A 20,292-nucleotide genomic window follows, 5' to 3' on the forward strand; every position below is an offset into this window, starting at 1 on the left:
TGATATCAGGAGAAGAACATGCATGGCGTGACTGGATTTATCGAAAGTGCGGCCTTGTTGGTTTGCGCCGCGTTCGTACTCGTGACGATATGTTCACGGATTGGCGTGCCTAGCATCGTCGGTTACATTCTTGCCGGTATAGTCATTGGACCCGCTGGCCTCGGCCTGATTGCGGAGAGCGCTGCCCTGAGCAGTATTGGCGAAATCGGAGTCGTACTCCTGCTGTTCGCACTTGGTCTGGAATTCTCCTTCGAGAAGCTCGTAACACTCAGGAAGCATGTCTTCGGTCTTGGGGCTGTACAGGTTTCAGTCACGACGATAACGGTTTCGTTGGTAGCGAGTTTGGTCTTCGATCTCGCACCAGTTTCCGCAATCCTCATCGGCGGGGCCGTTGCGATGTCATCCACAGCCATGTGCCTCAAGGTGCTCGCAGGCGCGAACGCTCTTGGATCGGCTCATGGGCGCTTGGCCATCGCAGTGCTTCTGTTTCAAGACTTGGCAGCTGTCGCATTCCTGCTTCTGCACGATTCGATGAGTGGAGCCGCCGAGGGACATGGCGTGATAACGGTCGTCGCCAGTGCAATGGCATTGGTTGCAGCTCTGTTCACTGCCCGTGGCCCGTTGCAGGTGCTTGCCCGTTGGGTAGCGTCGCGTGGCGATCCGGAGCTTGCCCAACTCCTCGCACTTACCATTGCGCTCGGGTCTGCGATTGTCGCGGCCTCCGCCGGTCTTTCTCCGGCACTCGCTGCATTCACGGCCGGCATGATTATCGGCGAGGGTGACGCGCGCCATGCTGTCGAGAACGAGATTCGGCCCTTCCGCGATTTGTTTGTCGGGATTTTCTTTGTCGGCATCGGAACGCAATTGCCACTTTGGATCATTCCATCTGCATGGCCTGTCGTGCTGATCTGGCTCGCGATTATATTCGCGGGCAAGACGCTGATCGTTTTGGTCGTCGCCCGACTATTCGGCGAGTCGCTTCAGACCTCTTGGCGCACTGGGATCATCCTGGCCCATGGAGGAGAATTCAGCCTGATGCTGCTGTCGGTTTCTTCGGCATCGGGCATTGTCGCCAACGAGTTCGCCGGCCCCCTCCTCCTCGCGATTGGAGTGAGCATGTTGGCTGGAAGTCTTATGATTAGATGGGCGGGTCAAGGGCCTAGTCACCCGAATTGGGGAGCATGAGGATTTGTGGGGCGATCATGCGGCATAGGCTGTTTCGTCGTCACGACACGAAAGTGGTGAATCTGTCCTACATTTGAGAACATATCGTGATCATGCAGCGAGGATGGATGTTTCTCGCCGGAGCGGCCTGAGATCGGGGCTGTCCGTCGGGGTCCAGATGTAATCTCCGGTCAGACTGATATGCTGTTGATTTGCGCTGAGAACTGGCTCTGACGCACATTTGCTGCTGTGCAGGTCTACGACGCACCGATCAACCGCGCCTGCAGGAGATCGAGTTTTGCTCTTCCGTACATCTGGCGCTTAATGAGCTTTAAGCGTGTGATCTGTCCTTCCGTTTGCCCATTTGACCACGGTGATATGATTGCATTCCTGACGGCGTCGAGGTCTTTTTCGACGCCGCCGGCAAACGATCCGACCAAGCTGTCCTTAGCGGCTTCCAACCACTCGTCGAGCTTCCGCGCTGTCTTCGAGCGGATCATGGACTGGAAATCACCAATGGCAGTACGGGCGACCACAAGGTCCGAGACGTTCACTTCGATCGCCGCCACCAGGATCACTTCGGATTTTGCAAGGTCGTCGCGCGCGGTGGTCATGAGCCGTGCGATAACCCGTGCGGACGGCGTTCTGGCGAGCCCGCTCTGATTGGCCTTTTCCGCAAGACGCCGGCGTTGAGCCCATTGCGATATGACACCACTCTTTCCCACAAAGCCCTTCGTCTTCATCTCACGCCAGAGTGCCGAAGCGTTCCGTGCCCCTTCTTCCCAGCGGCTGTTGAGCCAAGGCAACCAGCTATCCAGAGAACTGGGCCGCGTTCGGAACACGTCGAGACGCTACCCCCTTAAAACGTCACGAACGAGCTTCCGGCTATGGCCGGTTTGCCGCACAATCTGCCGTTCGGAGAGTGGAACCGGGTCTTTCCAGATCCTGCCATGACACTCGCAGCAGTCGACCGGCTTGTGCACCATGCCACGATCTTCGAGATGAATGTCGAAAGTTATCGCCGCAGAACCGCGCTTGAAGAAAAACGCCAGCGGGGCCGACCGGCCTCGTTTGCGACAATCAGGACCTCAACGCTGTCTGTCGCCCAGCGGCAATCAGAAAACGAAGAAGAACTTGTCAACGGCAATCAGCATGATAATTTGATCCCGACCGCGACCTAAGAATCTCATCCAGATTGTCGCAAGCGTCTCATCCTGATTGTCGCGCTATAGACTTGAGCCGCAGATTGCTCGAGCGATCATTGAGGATGCTCACCAGACCTGCCCTTATTCGAAAGCAACGCGTGGAAACATAGCAGTCGAACTGGATCTCACCTGAGTTCCGGTTCGCAATAACGGAGGTTGAGATGAAGATTTTCATTATCGCCGTAATGGCTTTCGCAACGCTTGCCACTGCGTGCCCCTACGATCTCACGTCTCAAGAGCCGTCTCCTCTTACCGGTCTGCTCGCATTGACAGCCGGTCCGGGTAAGCTCTGACAATTACAGGACTCATCGGCGCCGGAAGCCGGCGCCGATGATATTCATATGGCAGGACAAACGAACGTCAGGGTATGAGCAGGAGTTTGCCGGTTGTAGCCCGGCTTTCCATATCCGCATGAGCCTGGTGGGCATCGGCAAGTGCATAAGTGTTGCCGATCATGACCTTCAGCGAACCGTCCTCAATCCAGTCAAAAAAGTTGCTTGCTTCGGGACCGTAAGAGTTCGGTAGTGGGGATGTGATCGAAGAAGGTGGCGTAGCCGATCTCGATGCTTCTCGGCAGGCTCATAAGATCGAGCGGACCGGGCCCGCCCAGTACCGGTCCGTACCAGCAAAAAGTACCGGAACGACAGAGTGAGGCGAGGGAGTCTTGGAAAGTCTTCGGTCCCGATCCGTCGTAGACGACGTTGACACCCACCGCATCCGTAAGATGCAAGACTTCATTTTGCGAACTGTCCGTCCCTGTCGATAATGACATGATTTGCTCCGGCCGCTTTGACAATCGCCGCTTTTTCCGGGGATGAGACGCGCCCGATGACATGACCGCCGCGCCGCTTGATGATTTGCGTCAGGAAAAGCCCCACGCCACCCGCAGCTGCGTGCACCAAAGCGATGTCGCCAGGCTGAACCGGATAAAAGTCTGTCGCGAAATGGCTTGCCGTGAGCCCCTGCATCATGATGGATGCTGCTATGCGATCGTCCACTATATCCGGAAGGCATTGCCAAGTTGTTTGAATAGGGCTTTGAGCAGCTTTCGCCTGTGTTTATCAAGCGGTCATTTCGGTCGTGTAGTCACGCCATAATGCAAATGCATCGGTACGTGCATGGCGGTAGGAGATAGCAGTGAGATTATAGCGGCGAGGACGGAAGATGGTGTTGATTTGATCGTGTGCTGACAAGAAGCGTTGGGCTTGACGAGGCGATTTGAACCGCCCATGATTTTCTCCGTTTTCGGCTCAGGCGGTGCGAATTTTCAATTCTGTTGTTCAGGCCTTTATGAGCACGATGATCGGCATCTGGCGCGATTTTTTGTACTGGCTTGGTATAGCTGCGCAGCTTATCCGTCACAACGACACGTGGTTGACCGTATTGCCGGATCAGTCTGGTGAAAAACGCGGCAGCCTTTGTGTTACGGCGTGTTTGAACCAGAATATCAAGAACATCGCCATCTGCGTCAATGGCCCGCCAAAGCCAATACTTCTTTCCCCCAATCGTGATGACAACCTCATCAATGTGCCATTTGTCGTTTGGCTTTGGTCGATCCCTGCGGATACAGTCCGCAAAATGACGACCAAAGCGATTAATCCAGAGACGAATGGTTTCCCGGCTGACAATGACGCCGCGCTCGGCAAGCAGGTCTTCCACATCGGCCGTGCTCAGCGCAAACCTGTAATAGGCCCATACTGCATAAGCGACAATCTCACGCGGAAAACGAAATCCCTTCAACCGGGGAAAAGAACTCGGTAATTTCATGCCTCATCGATACCGGAAACAACTAGATCAAACAACTTGGCAGTGCCGTGGCCGTCACTGATACGGGTACTGCAGCTGGCTCCGAGGTCATCAACGAAGTCACTTTTGAAGTCCCCACCGGTTGGACCATTGGGACGCCCGATGCATCGGCAGGCTGGAGCTACAATGTCTCTGGTACCACTGCAACGATCACATTTGATGGTTCATTGAGCCAAACTGATCGAGAAGCTGTGCTGGATGCCTTCACGATTACGCCGCCAGCGCATAGCAGCCTGGATGCTACAATCAAACTGTCGATCACAAGCACCGATACCAATGGTTCGGACAGCGATACCAAGACAGTTGATCGCGACGTGAAAATCACCGTTACCCCTGTGGCCGAGCGAACTGACAGCGACAGTGATGGCAATGGACAAAACGACGTTACGATGAATGGCGATCACGCCTATTCTGTCGCAGGTCAGGAGGATGCCTGGTTTGCGCTTGGTAATAATTACACGGGCAGCTCGAACACAAGTGGGGGTTTTGACGCCCTGCAGACAGCTTGGTCGAATGCAGACTCCGATGAATTTACCTATGCCGTATTGACGCCAACGCTCTCGTCTGACACGGCAACTGATACAGTCATTGGCACTGAATTCCGCTATTCAACAGATAATGGTGTTACCTGGCAGACGCAAACCTTTGTCGGTGAACCAATCTGGGTACCATCTATTTACCTCAACACGCTGCAGGTTAAGCTTCCAGCTGATGTTTCAGGTACGCTCACCATTGGAGTGCAGGCGGCAACAGTCGACTATGATGATGACCGCGAAGTATCCACGCTCCCGCTCGATCCTCCGCATGAAAGCGGAGACGGTGTCAACGTAAGCGTCAGCGGTGAAGCCACGCTTTCTTTGATCAAGTTCGAACCTGTTGCTGATGAAGTAACCATGGCGCTTAATGGTCGTGCTACGGGTCTTGAAGATACGGCAATTCCGCTTTCGATCAAAACCACAAGTTCGGATGATTCTGAAACCTTCAACGTCACCATCTCGGGCATCCCTGATGGCGCTGTAATCACCTATAACGGCGAAAAACTGACTGCCAGTGGGGGTACGGTTACGATTGTTGGCTTCAACAATAGCTACCCAATGACCGTCACGCCGCCGCTAAATAGCAACGACGATTTCAAATTGACCGTCAGTGCAGTTTCGGTCGACGGAACGTCAACATCGGCTCCTGTTTCCCGCACGATTGATGTCGCGGTTACCGGTGTCGCCGATAATGCGGTCATCACGCTGCCCAATGTTGGCTATACTACAACAGAGGCAGCGCTTGATGGAGGCGATCACAAGGTTCAGTTATCCAACGTGATCACCGCAGTGACGTCCAGCGATACAGACGGATCGGAAGTCACCACGCTTCGCATCACCGGCCTTTCGGAGAACTTCTCGCTAACCGGAGCGACAATGGTCGTTTCGGGCACCGGAACAGAACGGGTCTGGATGGTTGCTGCAAGTGACATTTCAAAGGTGTCTATTGTCGTTCCTGAAAACTTTAGCGGAACGGTGGACCTGAGGGTTGCTGGTGTTACGACTGAAAACGATGGCGATTCTCGCACGGGTCCTCTCACAGATGTGAGCTTCACTGTGACGCCTTCGCCAGAGGCGCTGATCACATCAACTGCTACCCTCATCGAGGATGAAATTACCAAACTCAATCTGGCAATTATCCCGCAAAACGGTGATACAGATGAGAAATTGGGCAGTATTTTCATTCCGCTTGATTACGACACGAGCAAATTTACGCTCTATGTCGGCGGAACAGAAATTTCGACAGCTAACCTTGAAACGAAGGAAATCGATGGAAAAACTTACTATGTTGTCCCGTCTGAACAGATCGGTAATCTGGGCGCGAAAGGGGCCACCAATCTCGACGGCGATCTTGGTAAGTTGAATTTCCTTTACGAAGTGATTGATCCATCCACTGATGGCACTTTGACTGCCGTGACTGAAGTGAAGAATGGCACGCTTACAATTGACGCGCTGCCGGTAACAGATGCAGTCGACGCATCGATTACTGGGATCACCATGACTTCTGCCACTGGTACGACTTCTGATAATGTTGCCGATGACGATGCTCAGCCTGATACTGCAACGGTTACGACCAGCGGGACGGTGACTGTAAACCTGCATGTGAATTCAGAAGACACGGATGGCAGTGAGCACCTGGTTCGCGTGGTTATTGAGGGTGTTCCTGATGGTGTTACCGTCAACGGCGCATCCCAGATCGGGGCGGGTTCTTGGCTCCTTATTTATGATGGCGCGGATGCACGATCGATAGGCGCAGGCGGCATCGACCTTCCTGTCGAATTCGTTGTGGGAAAGGGTGCGTCTAACATTACATCGCCGATCACAATGACTGTGCTTGCGCAGGACGAGGGCCAGAACGCCAATTCACCGGCCAAGATCGAAACTGATTCCGTTAAATGGAACCTCACCGTCAATCTGGGCGACGGCCAACCTTATCCCGCTCCTGTTATTGATGAATGGAACTACAATGGCGCGCAGGGCACGGAAGACACTGAATTTAACCTAGACAGTGTTATTGATGCCAAGGTCACAACCGGTGATCCGAGTGTGGCTTATAGTTACACTGTCACGCTCACCAATCTGGCGCCAGGTACAATCGTTGACGGGATGACCTTCACCACTATCAACGGTGTGCCGACCTGGTCTGCAACCGTGGTTGTGCCCGCAAACGGCGATAGTCAAACTGCACTTGATGGATTGCTTGCTGGTATCAAAATTACACCACCGCTTAACAGCAATGAAAACAATGCCGATTTCAAGTTTGATGCCAAGCTGACGGCTGCAGCAGTAGGTGGCACAAGCACTGAAGCAGTCACCAAGCCGGATATGCCAATCATTCCGGTGACGGACGAGGCGACTGTTACCATTGACGTTCCTGACGTCGCAGAGGGCGAAACCAGCGTCACTGCAACGATTTCGGCAGTCGATGTAGCAGACGGGACGTTTGGGACGATCGTTGACGGCAAGCTCTACGTTCAGGTTTCGACCAACGGCAATGACAACGGCACACTTACTGATGGTGAAGGCAGAACGCTGACGCTTACCGACATCAGTGGGGTCGAAGGCGTGCCAAACGGCAAATATTATGTTGTCGAAATCGGCACTACAGGTGGTTCAGCTGAACTCACCTATACTGCCCCTGATGGAACCGTGCTCCAGCCCGGCGACGTAACTTTCAACGCCTGGGTACAGACACAGGAAACAGGTGCAACTAATACCGAGGCAGCTTCCGCTTCCAGCACCGCTGAAATCTTGATCGTCAACAATGGCGTCACGGTGGAAAGCCAGCCAGTAACCGGCAAGGAAAGCGTCTCTTCAGATAAGACCAACGCGATTGAGTTGACTGGTCTGTCGGTTGCTCTCAAAGACAATGATGGTCCGGAAGCTATCAAGTCCATTCTATTGTCCGGTGTTCCGGTCGGCTTCCTGCTTTATGTCGGGTCAAGTGCAGGCGATGCGACTGTCGCCTCCCAGGCTTCTAATGCCGGCGGCGACGGCAGCACAAATACATGGGTCCTTTCCTCTGATGGAACGATGCCGGCTTATGTAGCAATCCTGCCTGCTCCGCATTGGAGCGGGACACTAACAGATCTGTCGCTTGTGGTTGAATCGGGCGAGAATAGCCTGCCGACAACCCGGGTGGACACTGTGCCGCTTGAACCAGTGACCATTGAAGCGGTCGCTGACGGAATAGCAATTGATCCAACCTTGTCGTTTGGCAAGGAAGGCCGCGTTATCAGCTTGAACCTGAATGCAGCCATGGTTGACGCTGCCGCGGCAGTCGCAGGTGTTGCAGATGCAAGCACTGAAACCACAACCTTGAAGTTGACCGGGCTCGGTGCTCACGCAGCCTTTTATATCGGCGGTCAGCTTATCGACGAAAATAACGCTACGATATCGATTGTTTACGATCAGCTCACCAATTCCTATACGATCGCGGGTTTGTCGCAGGACGACCTCGATAAGCTTGGAGTGGTTCAGGCGGCATCTGCGCTTTCCGATCAGGACCCATCCACAGCAGGCACGCAAATTGGCGTCGAGGCATGGACGGTTGAAAGTGCAACAGCTGCGGAATCTGTGCATGTAACCGACACGCTGACGCTTGCTGTGACGCCAACAACGGCCACAACAGGTAACGACACCTTTATTTGGAGTGGTTCCAACATCAATGGTCGAGCCGGCTCCGACACCGTCGCTCTGCGCTATGGTGAAGATCTCAGTGGCGATGATCTTAAGCAACACCTTAAGAATATCGAGATTATTGATCTGGGAATTCATGGGACGAATGCAATCACGGATTTGACCCCCGATGATGTTCAGGCGATCACCGATGCAAACCATATCCTGACCATCAGAGGCACTTCTGAGGATACGCTATCGCTTTCAGGTAACTGGGTGCTGCAATCAGACGGATCCTACACCGGAACCGGTGAAAATGGCACAACGGTCACCTTGAAGATTGATGGCGTGGCAATTGAAGGTCATGAGGATGCCGTCGCGTCAAGTTCTGACCATTCGAGCCTGTTCTCCTTTGCAATGGCAGAAGACACAGAAAGCTTCGGTTTATCCTCAATTGATGCACAGACAGCTACAACGCCTGCAGTCGAGCAACAGGCTGCTCTTTCAATTGATGACGTGCTGACCTCGGACGCAGGTCACGATTCGATTTCAGCCATCCTGCCTGACGAGCACGAAGCCAAACCGTTTTCGTCAGATGTGGGTGGAGGAGCTTCGGATTTCGTGGATGTTAGCACGCCGATGACTGCACCTTCGCTCGAAGACGAACTTCGTTCGGCTGTTCACTACGAGGTCTGATATTGTGAACGCCGCGCCAAACCAATCTGGTCACGCCCCTTCCGGGGCGCGCGCCAACCGAGGGTGGATTGAAGCCGTAATGCGCGTCGCAACGCATTACGGCATGGCCATCTCGGTCGAGCGCATTAAACTTGATATGGCATGGTCCACAGATGAGGACCGGTTGGCTACACTTGCGCGCTCGGTCAGTCTCTCCATCCGCCAGATTGATGAGGGTGCTGCAGCTCTATCGGCTCTCAGACTCCCACTACTTGTCGAGTTCAATAGCGGCGAAGTCGGCGTCATTGAACGGGAAACCGCCGAAGGGTACGGGGTAATTCTGGCCGGTGACAAGGGGCTTATGACCCCGCTATCGCGTGAGGATTTGGCTAAGCGCCTGCGGCGACTGTTTGTTCTCCGTCCTGTTTCGTCGCGGCCCGACCGACGGATCGACGACTATATCGCGCCTTGGCGTCCCGACTGGTTGCGCAGTCTCGCACTTGCCGACCTTAAGCCTTACCGCGCGGTCATGGTTGCATCCCTTGTGACGAACGTGCTGGCGCTTGCTGGCACGATTTTTTCGATGCAAGTCTATGACCGTGTCGTACCCGGACAATCAATGAGCACGCTCTGGGTCTTGTTCATCGGCGTTATGATGGCGATCCTGTTTGGGATGGGTGTACGTACGGCTCGCAGCCGCATTACCGATATAGCCGGAAAAGCCGCTGACCTGCGGATATCGGACCGGGTGTTCGGCCACGCGCTTCGAATACGCAATACCGCACGACCACGCTCCACCGGAACTTTTATCTCGCAGATCCGCGAATTGGAACATGTCCGCGAAATGCTGACTTCCACGACCGTGGCAGCGATCGCAGATGTTCCATTTTTTCTGCTGTTTTGCGTGTTGTTTTTTTACATCGCCGGCGCCTTGGTCTGGATACCTCTTTTGGCGATGGTTTTGCTCATCGTGCCTGGACTATTGGCACAAAAGCGGCTGCGTCGACTGGCTGAAACAAACACCCGAGAATCTTCGCTACGTAGTGCGATGCTTGTTGAAGCCATCCAAGGGCTCGACGATATCAAGTCGATGCAGGCGGAGACGCGTTTCCAGAACTTGTGGAACCATTACAACGAAACCACGTCAGGCTCATCAATGGAGCTGCGCGATCTTGTTAACCGGTTGTCGTCTTTTGCTCAGACGGTTCAAGGAGGGGTGTTTGCGGTTGTCATTTTCTTCGGCGCACCGATGGTTATGGCTGGCGAGCTAAGCACAGGCGTGCTCGTCGCAGCCTCGATGCTGTCTTCAAGGATGCTTGCACCACTCGCGTCGGTCACCCAAATCCTCAATCGCTGGCAACAGGCCCAGGTTGCGCGCAAGGCGCTTGACGGCCTGATGGCTCTTCCCGTCGACGCGCCTCAGGAAGAGCAGCGAATTCATAAGCCTACCATCAGCGGTGCGTTTCGCATCAAGGATGCAATATTCGGGCATAATCCGGAAACTCCCGTTCTTAAAATTGATCAGCTTACGATCGCGCCGGGCGAGCGCATCGCTATTTTAGGACGCAATGGCGCGGGTAAATCCACGCTCTTGTCTGGTCTTGCCGGCCTTCTCGAGCCACTGGCTGGGGAAATCCGTGTCGACGATATCGTTATGGGTCTTATCGATCCGACAGACGTCCGGCGTGACATCGGGGTCATGGGGCAGGGCGCTCGGCTGTTTCACGGTACATTGCGTGAAAATCTTACGCTCGGCGCGCCTATGGCAACCGACGAGGATGTCCTTGATACGCTCGAAAAAATGGGACTGGTGGATTTTATCAATAGGCTCCCTGAAGGTCTCGATCATCTCGTGCAAGAGGGCGGCCTCGGTTTATCGGGTGGGCAAAAACAAGGGCTTTTGCTCGCGAGGCTCCTGCTTAGGAAACCACGTGTTCTATTGCTCGATGAACCGACAGCTTCCTTTGATGAAGTGTCGGAGGCAGCAGTTATTCAGGTGCTTGGCCAACTAGGCCGTAACATTTCGGTTATTGTTGCAACCCACCGCCCGGCGATGCTGCGGATCGTTGACCGTCTAATCGTGGTCAATAACGGTGTGGTTGCGATGGATGGGCCTAAAGATCAGGTTCTAAACCAGCTGCGATCCGGAAAGGCTGCTGCATGAGCCTGCCGCTTCATACCACAGATGAACGTGTTACCGCGCGCTCGGAAAGTCGATTTGTCTGGCTCGTATTTTTATTGCTCACCCTGTTTCTCGCCTGGGCCTGGTTTTTTCCGCTTGTTGAAGTCTCGAGTGGTCAAGGAACTGTTGTTCCGAGTTCAAGAGAACAGGTTATCCAGTCTCTTGATGGCGGGATCTTGACGCTAATCTCTGTCAAGGAAGGTGATATCGTCGAACGCGGGCAGATCCTGGCACAACTCGATCCGACCCGCACAGCCTCCAATGTTGAGGAGGCAGCAGCAAAGTTTCACGCCTCTATTGCTGCGGCTGCACGCATGCGTGCTGAGTTGGGTGATCTGGATGAAGTGGTCTTCCCGGAAGAACTGGCTGGTGATGAGTTTGCACAATTGCGTGCCAACGAACTCGCTCTGTTTAAATCGCGTCGAGAGAGCCTGCGCGAATCCTTGTCCGGGCTCACCGAAGGTCTAGAACTTACGCGTCAGGAACTCGCAATTGCTGAAAAGCTCCAGTCCACCGGAGCGACTAGCAGGGTTGAAGTGATTAAACTTCGACGCGAAGCCGCGCAGACGAAGCTCGAAATTTCGCGATTGCGCGCCGATTTGCGCGTACAGACCGGCGAGGAACTGCAAAAGATAAATGCTGAGGCAGAGGTGCAGGCATCCATCATGCGCGGTCGGGCGGATCAGCTTGATCGTCTGGTGTTTCGCGCACCAATGCGCGGCATCGTTAAAGACATTGCTGTTACCACGATCGGCGGTGTCATTCCGGCTGGGGGGCAGCTTATGACGCTCGTTCCGATGGACGACCAGCTCCTCATTGAAGCCCGCATCTCACCGCGCGATATCGCTTTCATTCATCCAGGACAGAACGCATTGGTCAAGGTCTCGGCCTATGACTACGCCATTTTTGGTGGTCTTGCTGGTGAAGTGGTCACGATATCGCCAAATACTGTGCGCGACGAGGTCAAACAAGATTTGGTGTTCTATCGCGCCTATATTCGAACCCATGAAGACTTTCTGACGAACAAGGCCGGAGCTCGGTTTCCAATTGTTCCAGGCATGATTGCGACGGTTGACATTCGCACCGGCGAGAAAACGGTCTGGCAGTACCTGATCAAACCGTTTAACCGAGCGCAGGAGGCTCTCCGTGAACGTTAAGGTCGAACCTTGCTCAGTCCCTTCCCGATATATCCAACAAACAAAATCTTAAGTACGAGGTCCGAAATGACAAGATGGTTCAGCGCGCGCGCCGCACTCCTTCAACTTTCCATCATCACTCTTGCAACACTTTGTCTTTCGCCCGCCCATGCACGCGATAGTCTCAACGAGGTCAACCCTCGCGCTGGCTTTTCCTCGGTATCCAAAGCATATTCCGACATGGATAAGCGCTATATTCGTGTCGGTATGCCGCGCGATATAGCTCAAGTTCGCCGCATTTCGGTTGGTCAGTCACAAGCGGCCTTGCAGGCAGTATTGGGGCGTGCGGCTCATCGCAACAGTGACGGGTCACTCGAGTTCCATCTTTCGCTACCGCTTGTCGGTCGTGACCGTTTAATTTGTCAATATCGGGTTTACTTTGACGGTGCAGGTAAGGTATCTCACGCGGCGTGGAGGCGTCCACAATGCGCCGATTTGGTCGCAGGCAACCGAAACTGAAGACCAAATGATCCCTTTGCGAGCTCACCTGAGAATCTGCCGTCAAGCGGCAATGTTTATCACTGGCGGAATCCTGCTCTCAGGTTGCGTTGGGTTACCTGCAGCCGATGGTACTGAAGCGGCGATTATCGAGAAGGCATCTGTGATGCCGACTTTGACGCCTGTAAAAGGTGCGCAGATTGGCGCGGTCGCTCGCAATGGTCTTCTCATCAATCCATCTGTGCGGGAAGCCGCAAGCGTGATTTCCGCAAGTGCGGATCAGGTAAGAGTGCAACGGGCCGCACTTTTCCCAGGCCTTTCTGTTGCGGCTGGAGCTGGCGTCGGTTCTGGCAGCACTGGAAAACCTGGTGTGGACCTCACTGGTTCGCAGCTGCTGTTTGATGGCGGGAACTCCAAGCGTGCAGTAAAGTTGGCTGATTTTGATCTTCAGATCAATTACATTGCATTCCAGAAAACGGTCGACGATACGCTTCTGGAAATTCTAAAAACATATGCCGACGTGCAGATGAAGAGCGAGTTGCTTGACGTCTACAAAAATCAGCTTAAAGCTCTCACTGAGCTCGACAAACTCGTTGCAGAACGCGCCACAAACGGTGCTGTTTCATCAAGTGATCACCTGGAAACTCGTAAGCGAGTGCAATCGGCTGCATTTCTTGCCAATGATACCCAACTTGAACTCGGCGAGGCGAGGGACCGTCTGACATTATTGACGGGCCAGCCGCAAGGCGGACGGGTCTCGCTGTCTACCAAGTCGTGTAAGGCTCAAGGCGAAACCGACGATCTACGCATGAACCGTCTGTCACAGGCACGTGCTCAGGTCGCTCTCGAAAAGGCCGAGAAGGAAGTCACTCCACGTATTGCGCTGCAGCCTGTTGTTGGTGGAGAGCTCGGCGTGAACAAACTGCCGCTGGGGTTGAACGTCGATGTTCGATCTGACTTTTTGCAAGGCGGCGCGCTTACAGCCAGAGCAAATGTCGCGCGCAACAATCTAGCTGGAACTGAAGCCAAGCTCGCATCGGTGCAACTGCAAGACAGTTTGACAGAGACTGCGCTCGTACGCAGCCTTGCCGCTGGTGATATTAAGTCGACGATGCTCAAAAAGCAGATCGAATTGCTCAAAAAGACGAGAGTACTTTATCGAGAACAATACTTCGACATGGGAACCCGCCAACTTTCTGATTTGCTTGATAACGAGGAAGAATACTATAGCCGGCAGGCCGAGCTTGCAAAGCTCCGCACCGAAATGAGCATAACCCGAGTGCAATGCGCCATCCGAAGTCGAGGTCTGCGAGAGGAGCTCAAGGTCAACGGTAACAGCATTTATGGTTACCCTTTGTCGGCAGACTTGCTCTAAGCACGAGGTGCTCATCTGGCGACCGAACACTTGGTGCAAACTCAATATTGCTGTTCAGACGGTGTTGTCACGTTAACTGGGCTACAGTTGCCTGCCTGACGGTTTGGGCGTAAATTTTGGCGATGCAGACATCAGTTATCATCTTCAAGCGTCACCGTTTTCCGCCACAGATTATTGCTCATGCGGTGTGGCTTTATCTGCGGTTCAACCTTAGTCTGCGTGAAGTTGAGGAAGTGCTGCTTGAGCGTGGAATCGACGTATCATACGAGACAGTTCGTCGTTGGATCGCCAAGTTCGGCCCCCAGATCACACGCAACTTGCGGCGGCGTCAGGCGCGCCCGGCGATATTTGGTATTTGGACGAAGTGGTCGTCAAATGCGCTGGAGAAAAATTCTGGCTTTGGCGTGCGGTGGATCAACATGGCTCCGTTCTCGAAGAAATCTTGCAGAAGCGGCGTGATATAAGGGCGGCAAAGGGATTGCTTGTGGCGTTAATGAAGCGCTATGGCTTTGCTCCCAAACGGATCATCACCGATAAGCTCCGCTCCTACGGTGCAGCAAAGGCAGAAGTGGCACCCGGCCTTGACCATTGGTCGCACAAGGGCCTCAATAATCGGGCCGAAAATAGCCATCTGCCGTTTAGGAAACGGGAGCGAACCATGCAAGGTCATCGGTCACTTGGAGCGTTGCAACGGTTCGTCTCCATGCACTCAGCGACCCGCAATTGTTTCTCTGTTCCATCTCGTCGCCGAGCCGCACACACAATTCGCTACCATCGCCTCGAAGCTTTCGATGCATGGAAAATTGCGGCCTGTTTCGCCTGAATATCTACGAGCCCCTGGCCTTTCCGGCCAGAGAAACTTAACGTGACAACACCGCATCGGCTTAGGGGCCCGCCTCATGCCTCGACCGTCTTCAAATGGGGGTGCGCCGGACCTACTCGATAAATTCGACCACGACGCCCGGCTTGACCATTCCAGCCAGTTCCTCGACGTCCCAGTTGGCTAGCCGAACACATCCATGCGAGCCAACCTTGCCGATAAGCTCGGGTTCAGGCGTGCCATGAATCCCGTAGGTCGGCTCCGTCAGGTCGATCCAGACTGTTCCGACAGGACCGTTCGGCCCGCTCGGCAGTTCAAGGATCTTCTTGTTGCTGCCCTGCTGGAAATTGATTTTTGGGTTGTAGGTATAGGTCGGCATCCGCGAGACGCCCTTGACCTTGTGTGTACCGGTTGGAGAGGGTGAATCCTCGCTGCCGATCGTCGCTGGATAGACCGCAAGCAATGCGCCGTCTCCGGCGAAAGCGAAAACCTGCGCCAGTTTGCGATGAACCTCGATCCGCTTGACCGATCCGGTCCTGGCAGCGCCGGGAATGGCGACAGCGATCGTTTCGCCCGGCTTGAAGGCCGCCGTCGGATTGAGGGCTTTGATCAGCGCGATATGCATGTGGAAACGTTCGGCCAGCTTCTCGGCAATGCTGGTATAGTCGAGATGCTCCATCCTCGCCTGATCGGCATAGTCTTTTGGAATGCTCTCGACGATATCCTCTCCGTCTTCTTGCGTGATGGCATAGGCCTGGATGGCCGGGGCATCATCGGTCAAACGGCCCAGTACGTCGGGATCGAGCTTCCCATCCACTGGCAGACCCTGAAGCGCCTCGAAACCGGCAATCGCTTTCGTCAGGTTGTCGCCTAAATAACCGTCGATGACGCCCGGCGATGAACCAGCCCGGTCGAGCAGGACCTGCAGATGCACGATGGCGGGATTGGGCTCGGTCTGTTTTTCCGCCGGCGCCTCGATCGGAAGGGACGCGATCGCCGCGGTATTGACGGCTTGTGCGTCGATCGGCGCTGCAAAGGCTGGGGAACAGAGCGTTAGAGCGGCGGTCAGTGAAAAGTACCGAAAGGCATTCTGCATGGAGGCTACCGATAAATTAGGGAGAGACTCTCCACCCGGTGGATGGAGAGGCTTCATTGGAGAAAGGTCAAGCAAGGAAGAAGGCCGCCGTTTCCGGCGGCCTTCATCTTGTCAAATCGTGCGGCGAGTGGTGGTTTCGGCCAGAAGCAACGCCTTCTTCGTGCCGTAGGAACCGCCGAACCAGGCCGCCACAGCCCCGAGCAGGAGGGCGAAGAAGCCCAGGATCGCGCCGGCCGACACTGCCTTGGTGGCCGTCTGCGCCGCCTCGAGCGCCTGCTGCTTGGCCGCAGCAACATTGTCGCGATAGGTCTTCTCGTACTGCTCGACCTGGGTGCGGGCCTGATCGACCGGGATGTTCTGTGCCTTGGCGATCGCATCAGCGGCGCGATTGCGGGCATCTGCGGCCTTTGCCTGGTCACCGGTCACGGCAGCCTGGACCGCCGAAACGGCTGCATCACGCAGGGCTGCCGGATCGTTGCCGCCAGACGCGTCACGGATCTGTTGCTCTATCCCGGCCATCGGGTTTGCAGAAGTCGCAAGGGCAGGGGCTGCCGACGTGGCAGCGGTCGCGGCCGTCTGGCCAACGCCACCGACAATGCTGGACAGACCACTGAACGCGCCGCCGATGAGGGCACCGACCGACGTGGTCAGCAGGTAGAGGATGACAAGAGTGGTGACAGCCCAGGTGGTTACACCTTGATACCCGCCGGTCGAGCGGCTCGGACGGCCGGACAGGCGGCTGGCGGCATAACCGCCGACGAAGGAAGCAATAATGCCGGCCACAACGAACCACGCGCCACCGGCTATGGAAAAGGTGCTTGCATTCGGGTTATCATAGGTTGCGGGATCGATCACGGCGGCGCCGATGCCCACTCCCAGAAGATTGAGGAGGAACTGGACGGCAAGCGCCAGGACGACCCCGGCGAAGATCGCGCCCCAAGACACCTTTTGCAATGTGGCTGTAAGGGAGGGGTCGACATAAGCCGCTTCGCGCGACACGTGGACGGAGACAGGTTCGGTCATGGTGCATCCTCTTGATCACGGGAACGTGAGTGCCATACTAACGCGGCAATTGCCTTTCGGTTCCCGTACCACAAGAAACAAAAAAGACCGGCGATGAGATCGCCGGTCTCTGCTGCAGTTACATCAAACGAAGAGCCTTGATTAGTCCTTGCGGACGGCGCGGTCGGACCGCTCGTCTTCGACTTCCACCTCGGTACGGCGGACGCTAGCGTTGATGGTCTCCTCGCGCTGCTCGGCGGTCTTGCGCAGCGCGATCTCTTCGACGACGCGCGCATCCTTCGAGACGACAGCCTCTTCATGGTGCTCTTCTGCCTCGATCGTGCGGTCGACGAACGCGTTTTCCGTTCCCGATACAGGGCGGTCGACCGTGCGACGCTCGATGCTGACGTTTTCGTCGCGCAGCGATACCTGTTCGCTGACAGGATTTTCGACCACGTAAGAACGGACACGCACGCGGCCATGATTGAGGTCACGCTTGCCGACGCGAAGCTCTTCCTCGACCACCGGGATAACCTCTTCACGGCCAGCCTCCAGAGCTGCCGTTCCGGTTGCGCTGGCACGATTGGCGGAGGCGCCATACGAACTCACGGTCTCCTGCTGGTTCCACCCTTCCGAGCGCCAGCTCTCTGCGCGCTGATCGAGATCGATGCTGCCCTCGTCATCGAGGATATCGATAACCTTGTCATAAGAGGCGGCGGTGACGTTGCTGACCGTCACAAGATAGCCACCGCGGCGAAGACCTTCGGAATAGACGGCGCGGTCCTCGTCGGGAAAGAAGAAGTCTTCCAGCTTCTCCCAGAACCCCTTGTGCTCGGAGGCAACTTCAGTCGAGGTTGTAGACTCCTTTCCGGCGACGACGCGAATGCCGTCGCGGGCAATCCCGGCTTCCGCAAGGCGTTCGACGGCGGCGTCCGCATCGCTGCGGTTTTCGAAGAAGGCCGTCACCGTGTTCGATGACGAGGCGCGGTAGGACGATGTGGTTTCGCTGTAGGTCATGAATTTCTCCTTTTCTCGGATTGATAATTAGCTCAGGGGTTGTCGCGCTCGATGGTGGCACGTTGCTTGCGCAGTTCGACCGGAATGGAGACGTCGTCAGTGGTGGCGACGCGGCGGATGTGGATCTCTTCGACCAGCATAAGGCGCCTTTCGACAACGAGAACCTCCTCCATCACAGGTATAATGGTCACGTCACCGTCCGTGCGAACACCCGGCGCTTCTGACACTTCACGTCCGATTGCCACACGCGTGACCTCGACATTCTCGCTGTCTAGGCGTGCTTCCGCTTTCTCGGTGACAAACTCGGTTTTCGTGGTGACGCGAACGCGGCCGTCTATGACGGCGCGCTTGTCGATGACAAGCTGTTCTTCGATCAGCGAAAGTTTCTCGTCAGGCTTGGTCATCCGCATTCCAGATTGTTGCGACAAGCATTGAACGAGCGGAGTCCAACATTGGTTCCTTGAAAAAGGTCACACGTCACCAGCTGAGCAAAAATCGCCCAAGGCCGGAACAAAGTATTGACGCAGTGATTTTGTGGCTCACGAGGAAAGGTAAGCATGATGAATATCCTGATCGTCGAAGACCAGTGGCTGCTACCTGGCGCGGTCGAAGAGGCGGTATTGTCGCTCGGGCATGAGGCCATCGGGACGGCAACCACGGCAAAGGAAGCGTATGAGCTTGCCGACAAGGCAGAGGTTGCCTTTGTCGACGTCAATCTGATCGATGGTGCGACAGGCCCAGAGATTGGCCGACGTCTCGCAGCAGACGGGGTCACCGTCGTCTTCATGCCCGGCAATCCGGAACAGCTTGGCTCAGGCGTCGGAGGCGCTCTCGGAGTAATCTCAAAACCGGTGATGGACCTGGAGCTGGTCGAGACGATCCAATACGCAACGGATCATCATGCCGGGCGAGACTGCATTGCTCCCAAGCGCTTTATTGCGTTTCATTGATCGCTACCTGGCAAGACCCTTCTATTCGTCGAGCTCGTTTCGTGTGACGCTCGCCAACTCGTGGAGCCCCTCGGCGCGGCCTGGCTCCTCGTCAGCGGCCAGAATAACCGCGTAGAAGGCGGCCCGACATATTTCTTTTTTAGACGCAGCAGCGTGTTTCTTTCTGACCGCGTCTACGAGATCCTTCGGTCGCATTCCCGGGAGAGCGAGTTCGGCGATCGTCCGCGCGATATCCTCAATGTCTGATGCCAGTTCTCTTGCCATCACCTTCTCCATTCGAAGATGAGATAGCGAAGGGAGATGACAGCGCGATGTCAGAACGCGTCTGGTCCGCTCAAAGTCAGATTTGCATTCTCAGGCGCGTTTCCGGATGCGTCAGGTCAGGCCTTGCCCCCAACGATACGTTTCGCCGCTCAAGCGAGAGTGTGTAGGCGGGTAAATTCCGTCAACTTCCCGACTGAAGCCGCATCTTGCGCAAGCGCTCGGTCTTCAGCCGCCGCTCCTCCGCCTCCGCCTTGATTGACGCCATGGCGCTGTCATGCGTTGAGTCGAAGCGTTGCTTCCTGTCCGCCAAGGAGCTCTTCTCGCGGTTTCGTTTTTGTGGAATGTCGTCATCTTTCCATCACGATGAACTAATGCTCAGCAAAACAGCGACAAGTAGAGGGGGACGTCAACAAGAAGAATGTACGACAGGGTACGGCGCTGATGCACCATCGGAACTTATCGTTTCGGGATGTTATCTGGCACCTCATCCTGGAGAGCCCCGATGGCCGACGATCCCAAATCTTCTTCACCCGCAGTTCAGGCTTACGAGTTGGAGAAGGCACGACAGCGGCAAGAGGAGGACAAGGGCGATCTCGATAAAGGCCTCGAAGATACCTTTCCCGCGTCGGATCCTGTTTCTCACACGATAACCTCCGTACCGGCAGGCCGCACCGACCCGAAAGAGGCTGAGCGTGTCAAAGCCAGCGCTCCTGAGAACCAGCAAAGCGAGGATTTCACAAGTAGCGTTCGCGGCTGAATCAAGGAAAACCCGCTCACTGCTGTAGTCCTCACAACTGCGGTCGCCTGGATCTTTGGCGCGACCCGCTAATCGGGACGACTGATGTGAAGACCTCAATTGACGGACCGCTACCCGCGCCCCCTTCCGGGCATGCCACGTCGCGTCCGACATCAGGCTCGGTTCTGAAGAAGCTTGGCCCTGGCCTAATC

At 55.3% G+C, this 20,292-nt stretch carries 15 protein-coding genes and 5 pseudogenes; 12 read left to right on the forward strand and 8 right to left on the reverse strand.

The window, feature by feature from the left end:
• The first annotated feature begins 18 nt into the window (after positions 1 to 18).
• Positions 19 to 1,185, forward strand: a complete 1,167-nt coding sequence (locus tag C9380_RS24400) for a cation:proton antiporter domain-containing protein (RefSeq protein WP_011982915.1) — start codon at positions 19 to 21, stop codon at positions 1,183 to 1,185.
• Positions 1,186 to 1,421: 236 nt separating this feature from the next.
• On the opposite strand, the gene C9380_RS24405 is transcribed toward C9380_RS24400, so the two are convergent.
• Positions 1,422 to 1,907, reverse strand: coding sequence for a transposase (locus C9380_RS24405; protein ID WP_235924446.1), 486 nt, complete (start codon positions 1,905 to 1,907; stop codon positions 1,422 to 1,424).
• Between the two features lie 162 nt (positions 1,908 to 2,069).
• Here C9380_RS24405 and C9380_RS24410 point away from each other — a divergent pair.
• The 3 genes and pseudogenes from C9380_RS24410 to C9380_RS28390 form a co-directional block, all read left to right on the forward strand.
• Positions 2,070 to 2,345: pseudogene (locus C9380_RS24410) on the forward strand (ATP-binding protein); the annotation flags it as partial.
• Positions 2,346 to 2,397: 52 nt separating this feature from the next.
• Positions 2,398 to 2,502 (forward strand): annotated as a pseudogene (locus tag C9380_RS28015) (peroxiredoxin); the annotation flags it as partial.
• Between the two features lie 28 nt (positions 2,503 to 2,530).
• Entirely contained in the window at positions 2,531 to 2,662 is a 132-nt protein-coding gene (locus tag C9380_RS28390) for a hypothetical protein (protein ID WP_255481881.1), read from the forward strand.
• 67 nt (positions 2,663 to 2,729) lie between these two features.
• Here the strand turns inward: C9380_RS28390 and C9380_RS28735 are convergent.
• Both C9380_RS28735 and C9380_RS24425 read right to left on the reverse strand, forming a co-directional pair.
• Positions 2,730 to 3,379 (reverse strand): annotated as a pseudogene (locus tag C9380_RS28735) (zinc-binding dehydrogenase); the annotation flags it as partial.
• A gap of 51 nt (positions 3,380 to 3,430) precedes the next feature.
• A pseudogene (locus C9380_RS24425) lies at positions 3,431 to 4,136 on the reverse strand (IS6 family transposase).
• Positions 4,137 to 4,183: 47 nt separating this feature from the next.
• Between C9380_RS24425 and C9380_RS24430 the strand changes: the two are divergent.
• The 6 genes and pseudogenes from C9380_RS24430 (at position 4,184) to C9380_RS24455 (ending at position 15,018) form a co-directional block, all read left to right on the forward strand.
• Entirely contained in the window at positions 4,184 to 9,025 is a 4,842-nt protein-coding gene (locus C9380_RS24430; RefSeq protein ID WP_128094964.1) for a beta strand repeat-containing protein, read from the forward strand.
• A 4-nt stretch (positions 9,026 to 9,029) separates the two neighbouring features.
• Positions 9,030 to 11,168 (forward strand): type I secretion system permease/ATPase, encoded by a 2,139-nt coding sequence (locus C9380_RS24435; RefSeq protein WP_282183939.1) that lies wholly within the window; start codon positions 9,030 to 9,032, stop codon positions 11,166 to 11,168.
• Entirely contained in the window at positions 11,165 to 12,343 is a 1,179-nt protein-coding gene (locus C9380_RS24440; protein ID WP_128094966.1) for a beta-barrel domain-containing protein, read from the forward strand. The genes C9380_RS24435 and C9380_RS24440 overlap by 4 nt, the downstream gene beginning before the upstream one ends.
• Positions 12,344 to 12,409: 66 nt before the next feature.
• The gene (locus tag C9380_RS24445; protein WP_128094967.1) at positions 12,410 to 12,841 is read left to right on the forward strand and encodes a hypothetical protein; all 432 of its coding nucleotides are present in this window, start codon (positions 12,410 to 12,412) and stop codon (positions 12,839 to 12,841) included.
• Between the two features lie 52 nt (positions 12,842 to 12,893).
• The gene (locus tag C9380_RS24450) at positions 12,894 to 14,195 is read left to right on the forward strand and encodes a TolC family protein (RefSeq protein WP_164844743.1); all 1,302 of its coding nucleotides are present in this window, start codon (positions 12,894 to 12,896) and stop codon (positions 14,193 to 14,195) included.
• Positions 14,196 to 14,317: 122 nt separating this feature from the next.
• Positions 14,318 to 15,018, forward strand: a pseudogene (locus C9380_RS24455) (IS6 family transposase).
• Between the two features lie 112 nt (positions 15,019 to 15,130).
• On the opposite strand, the gene C9380_RS24460 reads toward C9380_RS24455, so the two are convergent.
• The 4 genes from C9380_RS24460 to C9380_RS24475 all read right to left on the reverse strand — a co-directional run bounded on the left by C9380_RS24460 (position 15,131) and on the right by C9380_RS24475 (position 18,534).
• Positions 15,131 to 16,111, reverse strand: a complete 981-nt coding sequence (locus C9380_RS24460) for a L,D-transpeptidase family protein (protein WP_128094969.1) — start codon at positions 16,109 to 16,111, stop codon at positions 15,131 to 15,133.
• 111 nt (positions 16,112 to 16,222) lie between these two features.
• A complete protein-coding gene (locus C9380_RS24465) occupies positions 16,223 to 17,134 on the reverse strand; it encodes a PhnA-like protein (RefSeq protein ID WP_128094970.1) in 912 nt (303 codons plus the stop codon).
• Positions 17,135 to 17,275: 141 nt separating this feature from the next.
• Positions 17,276 to 18,130 (reverse strand): YsnF/AvaK domain-containing protein, encoded by an 855-nt coding sequence (locus tag C9380_RS24470; RefSeq protein WP_128094971.1) that lies wholly within the window; start codon positions 18,128 to 18,130, stop codon positions 17,276 to 17,278.
• Positions 18,131 to 18,162: 32 nt separating this feature from the next.
• Positions 18,163 to 18,534 (reverse strand): YsnF/AvaK domain-containing protein, encoded by a 372-nt coding sequence (locus C9380_RS24475; protein ID WP_024895858.1) that lies wholly within the window; start codon positions 18,532 to 18,534, stop codon positions 18,163 to 18,165.
• 153 nt (positions 18,535 to 18,687) lie between these two features.
• On the opposite strand from C9380_RS24475, the gene C9380_RS24480 reads away from it, so the two are divergent.
• Complete coding sequence (locus C9380_RS24480; RefSeq protein WP_036566598.1) at positions 18,688 to 19,080, forward strand: response regulator; 393 nt, start codon at positions 18,688 to 18,690, stop codon at positions 19,078 to 19,080.
• A gap of 21 nt (positions 19,081 to 19,101) precedes the next feature.
• Here the strand turns inward: C9380_RS24480 and C9380_RS24485 are convergent, their stop codons facing one another.
• Complete coding sequence (locus tag C9380_RS24485) at positions 19,102 to 19,344, reverse strand: hypothetical protein (protein WP_024895860.1); 243 nt, start codon at positions 19,342 to 19,344, stop codon at positions 19,102 to 19,104.
• A gap of 502 nt (positions 19,345 to 19,846) precedes the next feature.
• Here C9380_RS24485 and C9380_RS24490 point away from each other — a divergent pair.
• Complete coding sequence (locus tag C9380_RS24490; RefSeq protein WP_024895861.1) at positions 19,847 to 20,101, forward strand: hypothetical protein; 255 nt, start codon at positions 19,847 to 19,849, stop codon at positions 20,099 to 20,101.
• The last annotated feature ends 191 nt before the right edge of the window (positions 20,102 to 20,292 follow it).

The organism is Brucella pituitosa (assembly GCF_003049685.1).
In the GTDB taxonomy this organism is placed as follows: domain Bacteria; phylum Pseudomonadota; class Alphaproteobacteria; order Rhizobiales; family Rhizobiaceae; genus Brucella; species Brucella pituitosa.